Below are 16,555 nucleotides of genomic sequence, written 5' to 3'. Positions count from 1 at the left end.
CTACTGATGATTATACGTCAGGGGTGATTGAGTTGAACTCTTTTTTAACGCTAATTTTGCTTGTACAAAAAAAGGGGTTGTATCCGTTGTGTAGATACAATCCCTTTTTTTTATATTGATGTAGACTTCTTGTTCTATTCTTTTGTGTACTTGGGAGGAATGGTTGTATTGTCTCCATCCACATTTCTAGTGACAATATAGTGTGGCGAAGCCATTTCAATATTGTTTTCTGCAAATACATCTTGCGCATGTTGTCGCAAATCTGAATAAATTTTTGCGGTTAACTTGGCTTCTTTAATGTAAACATTTAATTGATAGTCGACATAGAAATCTCGGAATTGATCTTGCAAAATAAACGGTTTTTGGCGTTTTAACACATGCTCCGTTCTGTTGGCTACTTCATAGAGCATTTCGTGTACCTTTTGCCAAGGAACATCATATCCCACAGCAATAGTGGTATGTAAAATCAGGCCGTGTTCTTTAGCGGATTGTGAGTAATTGACCGTATGGGCAGACATAATATTAGAATTTGGAATCGTAATAATCTCATTTTTGGGTGTTTTAATACGCGTAACCAATGCTGTTTTTTCCAAGACATCTCCAGTATATTCGCCTAATTTAATGCGATCGCCAATTTTAAAAGGGCGCATATAGGTGATGACCAATCCTGCCACTAAGTTTCCGATTACAGAAGTTGACCCCAAGGACACTACAATACCAGCAAACACAGAAACACCTTTAAAGATTTCTGAATCTGAATTCGGTAAATAGGGGAAAATCAGGATAAACATAAAAATAAACATCAAGGCACTAATGATGTTGTACGTTGGAAAAGCCCAATCGGGATAGAATCCTTTAAGGGTAATTTTATTGTTGGCAATTTTCTCTGCCAAAGAGCGCACAAATTTCTGCATATACCTAAAGATAAATACAATCACTAAGATGGTAAATAGCTTAGGCATATAGGCTTTTATACTGCGACCTACGGCTTTTAAAGGCGATAAGACATAATCTAAAAGTTGATCAGACAAGTGTTTGGTATAAGGAAATAGCTTAAAGATTGCCAATAAGCCCAAATACAAGAAAATCAATATAACGAAGAAACGGACAACTTTTGCGATTGAAATGGTAGTCAACATCGCGCGGTGGTCATCGATAATTCCAAATACCCCTTTAATCTTCTTCCCTCTTTGTTTCCAAATGGCCACTTTTACCCTGCGGTAGCAGTAGTAGATATATTTAACAATAAAAATCTCGGCTACGATAATCCCAATGGTTCCCGCAATTTGCAAGAGCAATTGCTGCCAACTAGTACTGAATTGTTGTATTTCTACCGCCTCAGCAATCTGTGATTTATAAAACAATGCCGCCTGAATTTTGCTCTTGTTTTCTTGTGTTGCTTGAATGGTGTCTACACTCATCAAAATTTCATTCTCATACATCAAATTGAGGTAGTTCCCCGTATCAACTAATTTTATAGAGTCCCCTTCAAACTGGTAATTATCAACCAAAGAAGCAATCTTCTTTTCTATGGATCTTGCGCGTTGTTTTGAGGTAAATGACCCAATATTCCCGTACACATTAAACAGCGTATCATGCATGACAATCACTGGGGTTTTTTCTAAAACAATATAAGCAGGTTGTACCGCTTCGACTTTTTCTTTGGGGTTCGAATTTTGGTCTTTTGCCCAAGTGATACATCCGATCAACAGCACAGTTGAAAGAATAAAAAAGCGAAAAATCAATGAATAGTATTTCATAGGTAAAAGGGTTCTATATATCAAACAAATTTAACTGAAAATTCCGAATATAAAATCTTATTTAGAGAGGTAACCACACTACTTTTCTTATTATTTAACACATTACCTCTTGATCCTATCTTGTAAAATAATACTTTCTCCATCACACTCCTCTCTTCCCCCCTATCGCTAGGGAGATACTTCTATAGCTCAGCTTTTAACAGCATTCAAACAAGCGGATTTAGTTACCTCCATAGAACATGCTCAATCAGATAGGAGTGGCAGTCGTATTACATGGACCATACAGCGCTAAAGCAATAAGACAAAAGGCAAATAACGGTGTAAACAAAAAAGAGGTTAAACGATACGTTCAACCTCTTTTTAAGCTAACTAATTACAAATGAATAACAATAAATAAATTATTTATAGGCGTTGATTTTTACAATATTACCAACGGTTCCATCTCCTAAATCTTGAATTTCCAACCCTTTTGTAAAGGTTGCAGTTGTTCTATCTAATAGATACACATGTGATTTTGCTGCTGCAGTAATTGGCACAAATACGTCATTTCCTTCTGTGAATGGCGTTCCAATTTCTGCGATTAATCCTGGTTCAACTAATCCTTCGATCCATTTAAAATCTCCTGTTTTCGCATTGAACAACGCTAATTTGTTTGCTGGAGCCATGTTCCAAGATTGGTCCGTATTCGCAAACATATTTAAGATAAATTGATCTTTACCTACTGCATATACTTTGTACACTTTATGACCCCCTGATTTGGCTTCTAGATCAAAGTAGTATGAGCTATCGAATTTCAATGTATTCTTATCAAATTTCAATACTGCTGAAGGTTTAGTAGAGAATGCGCCTTTGTCTTTACTAATCATCGCTGATGGCGAGTACACGTAAATATCTCCACTAGTCCCTTTACCAATAGTCGATACGCGGCTAGATCTATAACGAGCAACAGCAAAACTCATACGATCATCTTTCACTACGTTTTCTAGAACTACGCGGTTTTCTGGGTCTTTTGACATATCTAATTTAAAGATAGCCAACCACACTCTATCTCTATAAGCTGAAGTATTATCTTGATCGCTATTGGCCGTAATTTTAAATGGCTCAATTGCCATAACAAAACGGTCGTTTCCGATGTCTTCTAAACCTGCAAAGTTTGCGTATTCACCTTCTTCTGCAATATTTTCAACATTTACATAAGACGTAAACTCGATAGCACCTGTCACTCCATTAATGAAGTTGAAAGCTTGACCTTTTTTGCCATTTTCCAATTCAATTCCTCCTGTTGTAGAGATCATAAATCGTCCAAAAGCCGTGATAAACTCCTCTCTATTTGGTAAATCTACCAAGGTATTTTCTTGTAAACGCAAGTCTTTGTTTAACATCCAGCTTTGCATTCCCGATGGATCCCCTTTTCTGTATTCAAAAACATAGGCACGTAAATCTTTGAAGGTGTAAATGTTTTTCCCTAAGGCTGTTTTACCGTTTCCTCTAACGCTAATTGTCCCTTCTTTTAGGTTATCCACTTCTAAGAGTAGATTTGTTTTTGATGCACTAGCTCCTAGAATATATTTAGTTCCAAGTAAATCTTCTGGATTTCTTGACCCATCGTCAATGATCTCTTCATCATCGCCATCGCCTCCTTTTCTTGAATTATCATCACTTGAACAACTTGTAAAAGAAAATGTACTAACTAAAAAAGCTAATACCATGGTAGATAGAACTCTTTTTTTCATTTTAATTTGGTATTAATAGATTATTATTTCGGTTATTTTTAATAGCTATAACGGATTTTAAACATCACGCTTCTTCCTGGTTTTTGGAAGCTATAGTTGTCATAGGCCAATTTGTCGAATAGGTTATTGACTTCCGCTGTAAGGTGTAAAGTATTTTTAAACAAGCTATAAGAAGCACTTAGGTCGTGTACCACCTGAGAGGGAATCCAAATAGGTTCTTCACCAATACTGCTAAAATCATAGCTATAGTGATCGATATATCTCAGGTTATATCCGATATTTAAGTTATTTCCTTTGTGACCTAGATCTTTGAAAAGCAAACCAGCATCAAGGGATCCGAAGAAATAAGGTTCATTTGGAATGCGCTCTTCGTAATAGGAGTTTAATTCGGTATCACTGCCAATGGCATATTTTTGTTTACTTCGAATACTTTGGGTGGTAAGACTTCCGCCTATTTGCAAGAAATCGTTGTACACATATCGAGCCTCTACATTGAGTCCAATACTCTCTACCCCTCCGATATTCACACTAGATGCACGTGAACCCGATCCATACGGATTGCTTCTTATGTAGTCTTCTGTTTTGCGATAAACAAAGCCTGCATCTGCAAAAACAGCATGCACTTTATCTAAAACAGTGGAATAGCTCAAGTTGAAGTTGTAGTTATTTCCTGCTTCTGGTTTCAAGGCTGTATTTCCCCATACCATATCACCATCACCAAACAATTCGCTGTCAGTTGGCAAGCGATAGGTCTTCTCAAACGAGGATTTTACTTGGAAGTCCTTCCACAGATACGTAGCGGCAATTCCGTATCCACTCTTATCTACACTGGTACTTTCACTTAAATACGTATGTTTAATGGAATAGTGTTTTCCAAAGATGGATACATTCAAATTATCTAGGATATTGTATCGGTAGGATAAAGCGGTAATATTTTTCAAACTTCTACGCGTAGTTTCACTTTTCTTTTCGCTTTCAGTTTCCTTAACAGCTAATGGATCTTCGGTTTTTCTATTGAAGTAATAGATTACGTTGTTTAAGCTAAACGCATGCTTATCGTTAACCTTATAACTGATAGTAGCGGTAGTTGAACCGTTGTGATCAAAGAATTTCATCAGAGAAGCACCTCCTCCTGATTCGCCTTTTTTCATGGTTTTGATGCGTTCACCTGCCCAGTTGTACTTGTATCTTGAGGTATCAATATTTTGGTTGTATCCCGCATTATAGGTAGAAGTAAGTGTTACGTCTAAGCCTTCAGTAAACAAGTTGCGCTTGCTATATTCTAAAGAGGGCATAATCGTTACGGAACGGCGTTTTTTCTGTCCGAACACTTTTTCCATTATGGTTCCCGTTTGCACTCCTTTTTTTCCTTCTCCATACGTAAATCCAAGGAGTAGTCGATCGGCATACGGCTTGTCTATCACCCCTACTTTAGTCACTACTGTTGCTGTTTGGAAGCGATCGTTGAAACGTTTTACCCATTGCTTATCTTTAGAGTAAACCCCTGTTTTTAAATTGGCAACGGGAACGTATACTTTGTAGTTGTTATCAGAATAATTTTGAAATGCATTCACTTGAAAGGTCATACCATTATCGAAAACCTTACTTACATTGAGGTGGCTTTTATAGGTATTGAATGATCCCGTGGCAAATGAAGCGTCTATTCTAGTTTCTTTGCTTTTGTTAGTGATGATGTTTACCGCCCCTCCTAATGCATCAGAACCGAATTCAACGGGAACTACCCCTTTGTACACTTCGATGCGATCAACCATGGTAATAGGTAGGTTATTAATCTTAAATTCACTGCCAAATCCTTCCATGGGAACTCCATCTAAAAAGAATCGAATATGACGACCACTAAATCCATTCATCGAAAAAGTATAATCCGATCCCTCTGCTCCATCTCTTCTCACTTTTACACCAGACACGCGATCCAGTGCTCCTGAAACATCTAAGGATGTATTGTATAAAGGTTTAGCATCGATGGCAATGACATTATAGGCCGATTCTCTTACTTTTTCAATGGGACTCTTCACCTGCAGGATTACATCATCTAAAATGGCTTCCTTTCCTTTTAGAACTATGCGTTTCTTTACGTGCTCTCCATCTTCTACTTTGACGCGAACCGATACTGTTTCATAACTCACATGTTGTACTACTACATCGTAAGTACCACCAGTACCTAGCTTTAGTTTGAAGGCTCCTTGATCATTGGTTAAATCACTTTTGTTTGTTTCGGCTATGACCACTGTTGCATAATCGATCGGCTTTCCATTTTCATCAAGCACAAATCCATCAATAATCGTGGGTTTCTGTTGTGCATGAACAGCAAATAATTGCCCTATGACGCACGTGGTTAGTAATATAAATTTCTTCATTGACGAATAAATTATAGAAATTGGTAAATGTATTTTTATTTAGACTTAATATAAACAGCATGCGAATATATAGACTTTTTTAACATATCTAAAAATTATTTAGACTAATTTCAAATTGTGTTTGATTCGTGAATGAGATATGTGAATGATAAACTCAGAAAGCGAGTTGATTGTGAAATAGAATACAACTAAATTGAGGAAAAGTATACTAAAAACAAAAAAGAGAGAATTAATATTTAATTCTCTCTTCTTCTTGAAATTCTTTCATTTCGCAGTGTTGGACCTGATTTTTTTGAATTATTTCGCTCTCTGTCGAACTTCTTCTTGGGTCTTCTATCTTCTTGTGTATTGAAGTCTGTCTGTGTAGTACGGTTGTCTTGTTGATCTGCTGCACGATTCAGGCTTGCTTCTTCGGTTTTAATTGAAGGGGCGATCAATTGATTGAGTTCAGCTAATTCTGCAGCTGTAATTTCGCGGTATTGTCCTACCGGAACATCGAGGCTGATATTGATAATTCGAATGCGTTTTAGCGCTACTACATCGTAGCCAAAATACTCACACATACGGCGAATTTGACGGTTAAGGCCTTGGGTAAGAAAAATGCGAAATACGAAGCGACTAATACGCTCTACGCGACACTCTTTGGTGATGGTATCTAAAATTGGAACCCCCATTCCCATACGCTGGATAAAGCGATCGGTAATTGGTTTATTTACCGTAACGATATACTCTTTTTCGTGGTTGTTTTTTTGGCGTAGTATTTTATTGACAATATCACCATCATTGGTCATGATAATCAATCCCTCGCTATCTTTATCCAAACGTCCTACTGGGAAAATACGCTTGGGATAGTTGATGTAATCCACGATATTATCTCTTACTTTTTTATTGGTGGTACATTCAATACCCACGGGTTTATTAAAAGCTAAATAGACAAAATCCTCATCAGTTTGTCGGATTAATTTTCCATTTACGCGGATTTCATCTGCATCAGTTACCTTCAATCCGAGTTCAGGTAGCTTTCCATTTACTGTAATGCGTCCCTCTTCGATTAGTCGATCAGCTTCTCTTCTCGAGCAGAACCCAACCTCTGATAAATATTTATTTAAACGCGTTTCTTGATTTTCCATAGCGCAAAAGTAAATAATAAATTTCGTTACTTATACAAAGAAATTCGTTCTAACTTAAAAAGGTGAGAATTGTTTCAAAAACCACTGCATCTTGGAGGCTATGTCCTAAATTGGCAGTAGAAACAACGCGATTATTTTTTGCTTGCAGGGCCTGATGAAAAGCAGTAGCCTCTTGATAGGACACTTTTTCGTCCAGTCTATCGTGTATGCATAGAACGGGAATATGGATGTTTTGGGTTGCTTGTGTACTGCTATAACGCGCGAGGGGGTGTTTTAGTAGCGTTTCTATATAGTGCAGATAAGCAAGACACAGGCGATGCTTATAGCCCAAAAGGATGAAGTATTCGGCTAAGATGTGCTCAAAGCGATCGAAAGTACCCAATAGCACAACTTTTTGAACCGTGGGATAGGATTTGGCACTCAACTGTTGAAAGGCGGTGAAAGCTCCTAGAGAATGCGCGATTATCCCTTGGGGTTGAAAGTGTTCTATCGCTATATCAATAACTTCTTGATAATTTTTTACGCTGAGATTTTTTCCTTTGCTTTGTCCTAGGCTAGGCGCATCAAAAGCCACCAGGCGAAAAGCAGTTCCCACATAAGTTTGCCATTCTTCCCAACGGGCGCTATTGCTCTCCCAACCGTGGATTAAGAGAATCAAAGGTTTCTCTGTCGCTTGGGCATTCCATTGGTAGGTGTAGACCAACTCATCTTGATAGATAAAAGTGCTAATTTTTGCCTGCCGTAAAAAGTTTGGTAGGTGTTTAGGGGAAAGTTTTCCCTTGCGCGGTGTAGAAAATAGTTTGTGCACCCAGTAAACAGCTTTATTTACTGAAATAAGGCTAATAAGATTCACTAAAGTGCCAACTGCTTTTTCCATATACAAAAAAAAAAGCCTCTTAAAAAGAGGCTTTATCTTATTTTAAACTAGCGATAATCGCATCGATTTTTTCTTTTTCTTCTTCTGCTAAAGCGCTGTCTACAAGAATACGTCCACTGTGTTCATCGGTGATGATCTTTTTACGCGCAGCAATTTCTACTTGCGTTTGTGGTGGAATTGTAAAATACGATCCTACAGAAGCCCCTCTTTCGATTGATACTACTGCTAATCCATTTTTCACTCCGCCTCTGATTCTCAAATATGCATTTAATAAACGCTCTTCGATATCTTGTTTGAATTCGTCTGATTTAGCCAATAACGTTTGCTCTTCGCGTTCTGTTTCTGACATAATGTTTTTCAACTCAGCCTCAATGTGCGTTAAGTGTTCATTACGTGCATTCAAACGCTCCTCTGTTTGAGCAATGTTGAGCTTTTTATTTTCGATACTCACTTTCATTTCACGAATGTGTTTTTCAGCAAGCTCGATTTCTAACTTTTGAAATTCAATTTCTTTTTCTAAAGAGTTGAATTCTCTGTTGTTTTTTACTTCGTTTTGTTGCTCAGTGTACTTTTTAATAGCTTCCTTAAACTCTTCAATAGCTGATTTTTTGTCTTTAATACCAGCCTCGATGCCATTTAAATCTGCATGAAGTTTCTCTAAGCGTTTGTTAAGTCCAGCAACTTCGTCTTTTAGGTCTTCAACTTCAAGAGGTAGCTCTCCTCTCATATTTCTGATTTCATCGATTCTTGAGTCAATCAATTGTAAGTCGTAAAGCGCTCTTAATTTCTCTTCAACCGTTAATTCTTTTTTCTTTGTCATCGTTATAAGTAGTTAACTGGATTCGTATTTACTGTTGATAAAATAACTGCAAAATTAGGCATTTTTTTTGAAAGAAACTCAACTATATAATTTTTTGTATATCTTTCACTCTCAAAATGCCCGATATCCGCCAAAACAAGCTGATTTTCAGCCTCATAAAATTGATGGTATTTTAAATCTGCCGTGATAAAAGCATCTGCTTTTTGTTGCAGAGCGGCTTTGATTGCAAAACTTCCCGAACCGCCAAGCACAGCAACTTTTTGAATGGGTTTACCCAAAAATGCACTATGGCGAATTCCTCCCGTTCCTGTTTTTTCTTTTACCATCTCCAAAAAGGCGCGTTCTTCCATTGGTTCTTTTAATTCGCCAATCATTCCCATCCCTACATTTTGCAAAGCATTTTCCAGGTTGTAAATTTCATACGCCACTTCTTCATAAGGATGGGCTTGAAACAAAGCAGCGAGAATTTTTCCTTCTAAGTGCTTTTCGTAGATTACTTCAACTTTGTGTTCACCCACCACTTCTTCTACTCCTGCTTTCCCAAGTACAGGGTTACTTTTTTCATTTCCTCTAAAACTTCCTTTTCCTTCTGACACAAAGCTACAGTGATCGTAATTGCCAATCGCACCTGCTCCAACGCCAAACAACGCCTGACGTACTGCCTCTGTATTTGCTATTGGAACATAGGTTACCAATTTCTGGATGTAATTGGCTTTGGGAATAAGAATGCGTGTATTTTCCAACCCCAAGGTAGTACAAAATATTTTGTTTACTCCTTCTTGATGATTGTCCAAAGCGGTGTGAATCGCATAAATGGCGATATCGTGTTTAATGGCTTTGATGACTGCTCGTTCAACGTAGTTTTTACCCGTAATTTTCTTTAACCCTGAAAATAAAATGGGATGAAAACACACGATCAAATTGCATTTTTGTTCAATCGCCTCGGTTACAACGGTTTCTAATGCATCGTGACACACGAGAATTCCGCTTACTTCTTGTTCTGGACTGCCGACCAAGAGTCCTACGTTATCAAAATCCTCTGCATAGCCCAAAGGCGCTAATTCTTCTAAAATGGGAAAAATATCTTTTACTTTCATATTCAATTACTAGCTGTCACTCATTATTTCTCAAAGATACAAAAACCGTTTTACTCCTTATCTTCTTTCTTTATTCCGTCTTTATAATACGACAAGGCCATTCAAGTTTTCCTTCACTCAATTCGTACTATTTTTTTCTAAAAGTTAAAAAAAGTGATACTTTCGTAAGATGAAATTACTCCGTTTTTTACTTTTTCCATTTGCCATTTTATATGGTTGCATTACAGGGATCCGCAATTGGTTCTATGCAATTGGTATATTTAAGCGTACCTCTTTTGATCTTCCGACTATTGTTGTGGGTAATCTCAGTGTGGGTGGCACGGGAAAAACGCCTATGGTAGAATACATCATTCGCCTGCTAAAAGACCGGTATCAAACCGCAACCTTAAGTAGGGGATATAAAAGAAAGAGCGAGGGATTCTTCTTGGCTAATGCGCAAACGACTATGGAGCAAATTGGAGACGAACCTTTTCAATACCACACTAAATTTAACAACATTAACGTAGCTGTAGATGCCAAGCGCGTCAATGGTGTTCGTTCTATTTTACAAGAAAAACCACAAACAGAGGTTATCGTTTTGGATGATGCCTTTCAACACTTGGCCTTTCAAGGTGGATTATACGTTTTACTCACCACCTATGACGATCCTTATTTTAAGGATTTTTTACTGCCTACAGGCAATCTACGAGAATCGAGAACAGGGGCTAAACGCGCCGATATTGTCGTGATTACCAAATGTCCCAAAGACCTTAGTCTCCAACAACAAAAAAGCATAACACAACAATTACAATTAAAGCAAGGACAATTGTCTTTTTTTACGTATATTGATTTTAGTAAAATTGCATATTCAAAGTCTGATTCAGTGGAGGTTACTCGATTAATTCAGGAGGATTTTATTTTGGTAGCAGGCATCGCAAAACCACAGTCGTTTTTCGATCATCTCAAAAAAGAAGACACCAGGTGTTTGACTTTTCCTGACCACCATCATTTTTCACCTGCAGATATTGAGTTAATATTGAAGACAGCAGCGGGAAGATCGATCATCACAACGGAAAAAGATTATGTTCGTCTCAATGGACTTCTTCCTGAACGTCAATTATTTTATTTACCTATTCAAACCGCTTTTTTAAACCATAGCGAAGCGTTTGACACTAAAATTTTAAACTATGTGGGAGAAAGTACAAGAAACCGTTAAATTCATTATTGAAAAAACGAATTTTAAACCGGAAATCGGTATCGTTTTAGGCTCAGGATTGGGTAATCTAACAGCGGATATCGCTATTGAGCATGAGATCTCTTATGCTGACATTCCTAACTTTCCTGTATCTACTGTCCAAGGACACAAAGGGGCCTTAATTTTCGGATCAATAGGTGGAAAAAAAGTTGTTGCCATGCAAGGGCGTTTTCATTACTATGAAGGATACGACATCAAAACGACGGTTTTTCCCATTCGCGTAATGAAGTACTTAGGTGTAGACACGCTTATTGTTTCCAATGCTTCTGGTGGGGTTAATCCTACCTTTAAAGTGGGTGATATTATGATTATCAAAGATCACATTAACGCATTTCCAGATCATCCATTACGCGGACATAACGACGAGCGTTTTGGTCCTCGTTTTGTCAACATGAACGAAGTGTATACTAAGAGCATCATTGAGCGTGCAAAAGCTATTGCAAAAGCAAAAAATTACGATCTAAAAGAAGGGGTGTACTACGGCTTACAAGGTCCAACGTTTGAAACACTAGCTGAATACAAAATGGTGCGTGCTGTAGGTGGAGACTGTGTGGGAATGTCAACCGTTCCTGAAGTAATCGTAGCCCGTCACATGGATATGAAAGTATTTGGTATTTCCGTGATATCAGACATGGGAAATGAAGACGGTATTGCTGACGTAAACCACGACGAAGTACTAAAAGCAGTACAAGCAGCAGAACCAATTGCCCGTGACTTAATCAATACTCTAGTAGGTCAATTATAATAAAAAAGGCTATCAATTTTAAAATTGATAGCCTTTTTTAGTTTACGGTTGACAAGGTATGGTAAACTGTGAACCATTGTTGTAAACTAATCTATAATCTGCATTTTCTTCATAATAAAAGTTGCATTTTTATTCTGACAAATGCCATCTCTTATTTTGTAGTCGAAGTGTAAATCGTCATTTTTAATTTCCACTTCAAAACACTTATTCATTAAGACAGTAGGATACTCATTTGTTGTATTACACACCTCTAAATCATGGGTAGCAATCATACCATAGGTCTGTTCTCGAATTAGTTTGTGAATCACCCCAATGGTACCACTCTGTTTATCATCCGAATTCGTTCCTCTTAGAATCTCGTCTAATAAGACGAAACAAGATTCGCTTTGCACTTGTTCAATAATCATTTTCAGGCGTTTTACCTCTGCATAGAAGTAAGATTCACTGTCTTCTAAGGAGTCCGTTAATCGCATGGATACCAATAAAGGCAATGGAAAAAACGTCGCTTTTGTCGCGCAGATAGGCGCTCCTATTCCCGCTAAAACCAAATTCACCCCAATGGTGCGCAAAAACGTACTTTTTCCAGACATATTAGATCCTGTTAGAATCACAAAGCGCTGATTGGAAAAGTCGATGTCGTTGGTTACGCGTTTTTTGGCATTTAACAAGGGATGTCCCAAATTTTGGAAGGCCATTTGTTTGCTGTCATTCAAAACGGGGAAGGTGTAGCTTCTGTTGTTGTACGAATAGTTTCCTAAGGAATTAAAGGCTTCTACTTCTCCCACAATATCGATAACGGTTAGCACCAACGCTCCTTTATCTTTTTTCCACTTCAAGAATTTATGCAAGACGTGAACGTGAAATTGAAATAATCCATTAAATAAAATCGACACAAACAAGTTGGCAACGGTTTCGAGTTGCTCGAATAAGCGAGATAGTTTTTTCAGTTCCACGCTCGCTTTAAACGAATCACTTTTAATTTCTTTCAAGTACATTTTCATGCGCTCCGTTGCAAATTCTTCTTTTTCAATTCGCTTGATGATAGCGCTATAGCTTTCAATGGTTTCGTGTATTTTTTCTACGCCACCAAGTTCCGCTTGAATTAGTCTTACTTTAGCCATGGCCATAATGAGGTTCAACGAGAAAACCGTTGATGCGATATAGCCCCAAACGATATTGGACGAATCGACAAAAAAGCCGATGGATGCCACAACAAATACCAGAGGCAAGGCATAAGCGAGTGCTAAAGAAAGCTTACTCAGCGTATTTACCTTGGATTGACTCCATTTTTTTAAGCGATCATAAGCCTCTTTATTGAGGTTAGACAATTTACTGTAGGCGTAAATCTCTTGTCTCCACTCAACCTTTTGCGACAGCTCTTTAATCACTTCCTGATTTTTGAGGATGTCTTGCTTATTGCTTCTACTTTTTAAAAGGGTGGCTAAATGCTCTTTTCCTTTATAAGATGCGGTTCTATTTAAGTATTGATAAATAGATTTTGGTCCAAAAATATCTAGGTCAAAGGCATAAGGATGATCAGGGGTATGAAACTCATGGCCATCTTCAAAAGGCCATCGATCTTCTTTTAGAAAAGCATCTTCTTCATGATTAATTTGCATCAATGCCTCAGCATAACGCATTTTCCACGAATAAGAGGCATGAATACGCAAGAAAATTAAAAAGACTAAAACCAATCCACCTGTTACGTATAAATACTGATAATCTGCCCGTGATACAGACAAATAGAAACAGTACACAATCGCCAAAAAAGCGACTAAACGCAAGGCGCCTACTATTTTGTACTTTTTTCTAATCTCGTTGTATTTATCTTGGTAAAGCGCGTGTCTCTTGGCGTATATTTCCATTCTTTTAAGGTTTTAGTTTTAAAAAGGTTTTTTGTATTGGTGTTAACAAATATACATAATTAAGCAAGGGAGCTCCGTATAGATGACAAAAGAATCACAGCAAATTTCATTTAAAAAAGAAATAAATTATCTTTATTTTTTACTTATACCTTACCCAATGAATACGACAGCCCTTTTTAGCACACAAGGATATCTTTATTTCCCTCATTTTTATGCTGATCATGAACTAGCAGAAATTGAATCTATTCTTTTGCATTTTCACAACCAATGGATAAAGGAGCATCAAGATGAATACGAAAAAAGACTCATCAACAGCCACAGTATTACATCGAGTTCGTTTATTAGTGAAAGGGAACGCTTGGCTCTTTTTCAATTCATCACCCAAGCCAAATTACGCGAAGTCATAGGTGGTATTTTCCCTGAAAAAGCTTTATTTCTCAATACACAACTTTTTTTTGATCCCTATAATCCGGTTCAAAAGAACTACTGGCATCGCGATATTCAATACACGGGAATGTCTCTAGCGGAACAAAAGGAAAGTATAAAAACGCAACAAGTCATTCACTTTAGGATTCCCTTTCGAGCAGAAGAAGGCATTGAACTCATTGCAGGAACACATCGGGAATGGGATTTACAAGAAGAGGAAGATACTCGTTTGTGTTTGAACGGAAAAACACCTAGTGATCCTTTAGCTAGGGGAAAACAAATCAAATTAAACCGAGGGGATTTGCTCGTTTTCTCTGCCAATATGATTCACCGTGGTTTATACGGAAACAATCGCCTGGCCTTTGATCTTATTTTTTGTGATGATCACCCTCACTTCCGCTCCTTTATTGATTCAAACAATCACCCTAGCTCAGCGGAAAAACAACAGTTGAATCACACGGACTTATTTCTATAAAAAAGAGGAAACTTTTTAGGTCTCCTCTTTTTCTTCAATCGCCCTATGAACGATCTATCTTTGGTATTTCAACCTAATAGCTGCATTGTAAATCTAGTATGCGTCTATAGTGACTCTATTAGAAACCGTTATTTTAATAGAGTCATTATGGACTCATTATGGACTCATTATGGACGTACCACAAAGAAAACATGTCTCGTCCTTGTCTCGTCCTACTATAACTGTACAGCTCTTGTTTATAATTCTGTTATCTACTATACCTTTTTCTACTTTTCTCTTTTATTTTTTCTTTTACTACTTCTTTTTTTAATCCCATGGATTAGTTGTGGAAAGGGCGTATTTCCCACCACCTGTAAAAAACAAGCCTGCGGCTACCAAGGCATACATCATCAGCAATTCTACTGCCCATCCGCCATTTTCGTTGAGGCTAAAAATAAGGCTGCTTTGTACGAGAAGCACCGCTGTTATACAGTTGATTACAAATACAGCAGCTGCTAAACGCGTTCTCCACCCCAGTATTAACAGCAGAGGAGCGATCACTTCACCTACGTATACGCCATACCCAAAAAAAGCAGGCAATCCCTTATCTACAAGTACTTGTTGGATAAATCCAATGCCGTGTATTACTTTGCCAATCCCATAAAACAACATGGGAAATCCGATAGCGATTCGACTAATTAAAAGTCCTGTGTTTGCGTTTTTATTCATTATTATTTCCAGTTAAAAATTTACTTTTACAAAAACCCCATAATTTTCTAAATGGTCCCAACTCATATTAAATTGTTCAAAATTAGCTGCCAACCCCAAGGCTACTTTATCTTTTTTTGCGCCTATTCTAATATGTTGAAATCCGCGGGTATATTCGTGTCGATTGACATTGCCAACCGCAGAAAGGCGAAAGAACCCTTCCCATTCTTGCGTTAATTTGGGCGTATATTCTAGCAATAGTGATTGTTCTAATGTGAAACCTTTTTGGTAGGTTGTTCCTATTCCATATACCCCAATAAAATTTTTTCTCTTTACTTGATACTGCAGGTAAACACTAGCGAATTTCCCTGGGTTTTTCACTCCAAATCCCGCATTCAACACAAAGTTTTTAGGTAATTTATAAGCGATCGTATTGCGAACAAAAAAGATATTATGTGTATCCTTCTCATATTCAGAATCGAACAAAACTAGATTTTGGATACTTAGGTCATCGGAGAGGCGATGGCTTATCGTATGGGTATAAGCAAACGATCGATGCCCAAGCATCACATCCGGTGTATAGGTTGTAGATTGCCCCAAAACAGGAAAGGTTAGCATTCCTAATAGGACGATAAAAAAACGAGCGAATAGCATCTGTCTATGATTATTTACTTTCATAGGACAAATGTATTCGCTCGTTAAAACGTGGTTCTTAAGATATCTTAAGAAAGACTATCGAGGTGTTTTTTCTTGAGATAGCTCAAAAATTCGGGAGTTACCCCCAAATAAGAGGCGATCATATATTGAGGAACGCGTTGTTCAATATTGCGGTATTCTTTAATAAAGCGCTGATAACGCGTATACACGTCCACACTCATATTTTCGATTGTACGCTCTTGTAAGGCGACATAGGCGCTTTGTATTTTTAAACGAAAAAACGTAGATATAGCGGGTATTTCGATGTATAATTGTTCGAGATTTTCTCGGCTAATTTGCACAATCACTGCAGGTTCAATGGCTTGAATAAACAACTTAGATTCTTTTTGTGCCAAATAGCTGTATAAATCATTGATCCACCACTCTTCAATGCCTATTTGCAAGGTGTGCTCTTTCGATTGTTCATCTAGGTGATAACAACGCGCGCTTCCTTTCGCTATAAATCGCATGTGTTGAGACAATTGCCCAGGTTGCAGCAGCAATTCCTTGCGCTTGAGGGAAACAACTTCCGCCACTTCGTTTAGGCGTTCTATCTCTCGATCGGTCAATCCTATGGTTTGCTGTATATGCTTCACTAAGACCTCTACATAATCTTCCGTCATGTCATTGTT

The 16,555-nt window shown here is 37.7% G+C and carries 14 protein-coding genes; 3 read left to right on the top strand and 11 right to left on the bottom strand.

The window, feature by feature from the left end; translation table 11 throughout:
* Window positions 1-134 precede the first annotated feature (134 nt).
* The 7 genes from H4K35_RS12425 to H4K35_RS12395 form a co-directional block, all read right to left on the bottom strand.
* Window positions 135-1,760, bottom strand: a complete 1,626-nt coding sequence (locus tag H4K35_RS12425) for a mechanosensitive ion channel family protein (protein ID WP_182628285.1) — start codon at window positions 1,758-1,760, stop codon at window positions 135-137.
* A gap of 398 nt (window positions 1,761-2,158) precedes the next feature.
* A complete protein-coding gene (locus H4K35_RS12420; RefSeq protein WP_182628284.1) occupies window positions 2,159-3,493 on the bottom strand; it encodes a DUF4374 domain-containing protein in 1,335 nt (444 codons plus the stop codon).
* Window positions 3,494-3,531: 38 nt separating this feature from the next.
* Window positions 3,532-5,871 (bottom strand): TonB-dependent receptor, encoded by a 2,340-nt coding sequence (locus tag H4K35_RS12415; RefSeq protein WP_182628283.1) that lies wholly within the window; start codon window positions 5,869-5,871, stop codon window positions 3,532-3,534.
* Between the two features lie 236 nt (window positions 5,872-6,107).
* Window positions 6,108-7,001, bottom strand: a complete 894-nt coding sequence (rluF, locus tag H4K35_RS12410) for a 23S rRNA pseudouridine(2604) synthase RluF (RefSeq protein ID WP_182628282.1) — start codon at window positions 6,999-7,001, stop codon at window positions 6,108-6,110.
* A 49-nt stretch (window positions 7,002-7,050) separates the two neighbouring features.
* Window positions 7,051-7,878: an alpha/beta fold hydrolase gene (locus H4K35_RS12405; protein WP_182628281.1), complete on the bottom strand. Its 828-nt coding sequence runs from the start codon at window positions 7,876-7,878 to the stop codon at window positions 7,051-7,053.
* Between the two features lie 37 nt (window positions 7,879-7,915).
* Complete coding sequence (locus tag H4K35_RS12400; RefSeq protein ID WP_182628280.1) at window positions 7,916-8,698, bottom strand: zinc ribbon domain-containing protein; 783 nt, start codon at window positions 8,696-8,698, stop codon at window positions 7,916-7,918.
* 2 nt (window positions 8,699-8,700) lie between these two features.
* Complete coding sequence (locus H4K35_RS12395; protein WP_182628279.1) at window positions 8,701-9,795, bottom strand: Nif3-like dinuclear metal center hexameric protein; 1,095 nt, start codon at window positions 9,793-9,795, stop codon at window positions 8,701-8,703.
* A 169-nt stretch (window positions 9,796-9,964) separates the two neighbouring features.
* On the opposite strand from H4K35_RS12395, the gene lpxK reads away from it, so the two are divergent.
* Window positions 9,965-10,990 carry a tetraacyldisaccharide 4'-kinase gene (gene lpxK / locus H4K35_RS12390; RefSeq protein WP_182628278.1) on the top strand — a complete coding sequence of 342 codons (1,026 nt, stop codon included), beginning with the start codon at window positions 9,965-9,967 and terminating at the stop codon, window positions 10,988-10,990.
* Entirely contained in the window at window positions 10,962-11,774 is an 813-nt protein-coding gene (locus tag H4K35_RS12385) for a purine-nucleoside phosphorylase (protein ID WP_182628277.1), read from the top strand. Before lpxK ends, H4K35_RS12385 begins: the two co-directional genes overlap by 29 nt.
* Window positions 11,775-11,860: 86 nt before the next feature.
* Here the strand turns inward: H4K35_RS12385 and H4K35_RS12380 are convergent, their stop codons facing one another.
* Entirely contained in the window at window positions 11,861-13,639 is a 1,779-nt protein-coding gene (locus tag H4K35_RS12380; protein WP_182628276.1) for a DNA mismatch repair protein MutS, read from the bottom strand.
* A gap of 157 nt (window positions 13,640-13,796) precedes the next feature.
* Between H4K35_RS12380 and H4K35_RS12375 the strand changes: the two genes are divergently transcribed.
* Entirely contained in the window at window positions 13,797-14,540 is a 744-nt protein-coding gene (locus H4K35_RS12375; RefSeq protein ID WP_182628275.1) for a phytanoyl-CoA dioxygenase family protein, read from the top strand.
* Window positions 14,541-14,846: 306 nt separating this feature from the next.
* On the opposite strand, the gene H4K35_RS12370 is transcribed toward H4K35_RS12375, so the two are convergent.
* From H4K35_RS12370 to H4K35_RS12360, 3 genes are read right to left on the bottom strand one after another with little or no spacing between them, the layout of a single operon-like run.
* Entirely contained in the window at window positions 14,847-15,248 is a 402-nt protein-coding gene (locus H4K35_RS12370) for a DoxX family protein (protein ID WP_182628274.1), read from the bottom strand.
* Window positions 15,249-15,260: 12 nt separating this feature from the next.
* Window positions 15,261-15,905, bottom strand: a complete 645-nt coding sequence (locus H4K35_RS12365) for a hypothetical protein (RefSeq protein WP_255492462.1) — start codon at window positions 15,903-15,905, stop codon at window positions 15,261-15,263.
* A gap of 44 nt (window positions 15,906-15,949) precedes the next feature.
* Window positions 15,950-16,546, bottom strand: coding sequence for a Crp/Fnr family transcriptional regulator (locus H4K35_RS12360; protein ID WP_182628273.1), 597 nt, complete (start codon window positions 16,544-16,546; stop codon window positions 15,950-15,952).
* Window positions 16,547-16,555 lie beyond the last annotated feature (9 nt).

Origin of the sequence: Myroides sp. NP-2 (assembly GCF_014145665.1) — a bacterium.
Lineage (GTDB): Bacteria > Bacteroidota > Bacteroidia > Flavobacteriales > Flavobacteriaceae > Flavobacterium.
Note: the sequence above shows the minus strand (reverse complement) of the source record. Positions and strands in the feature narration are given on the sequence as shown.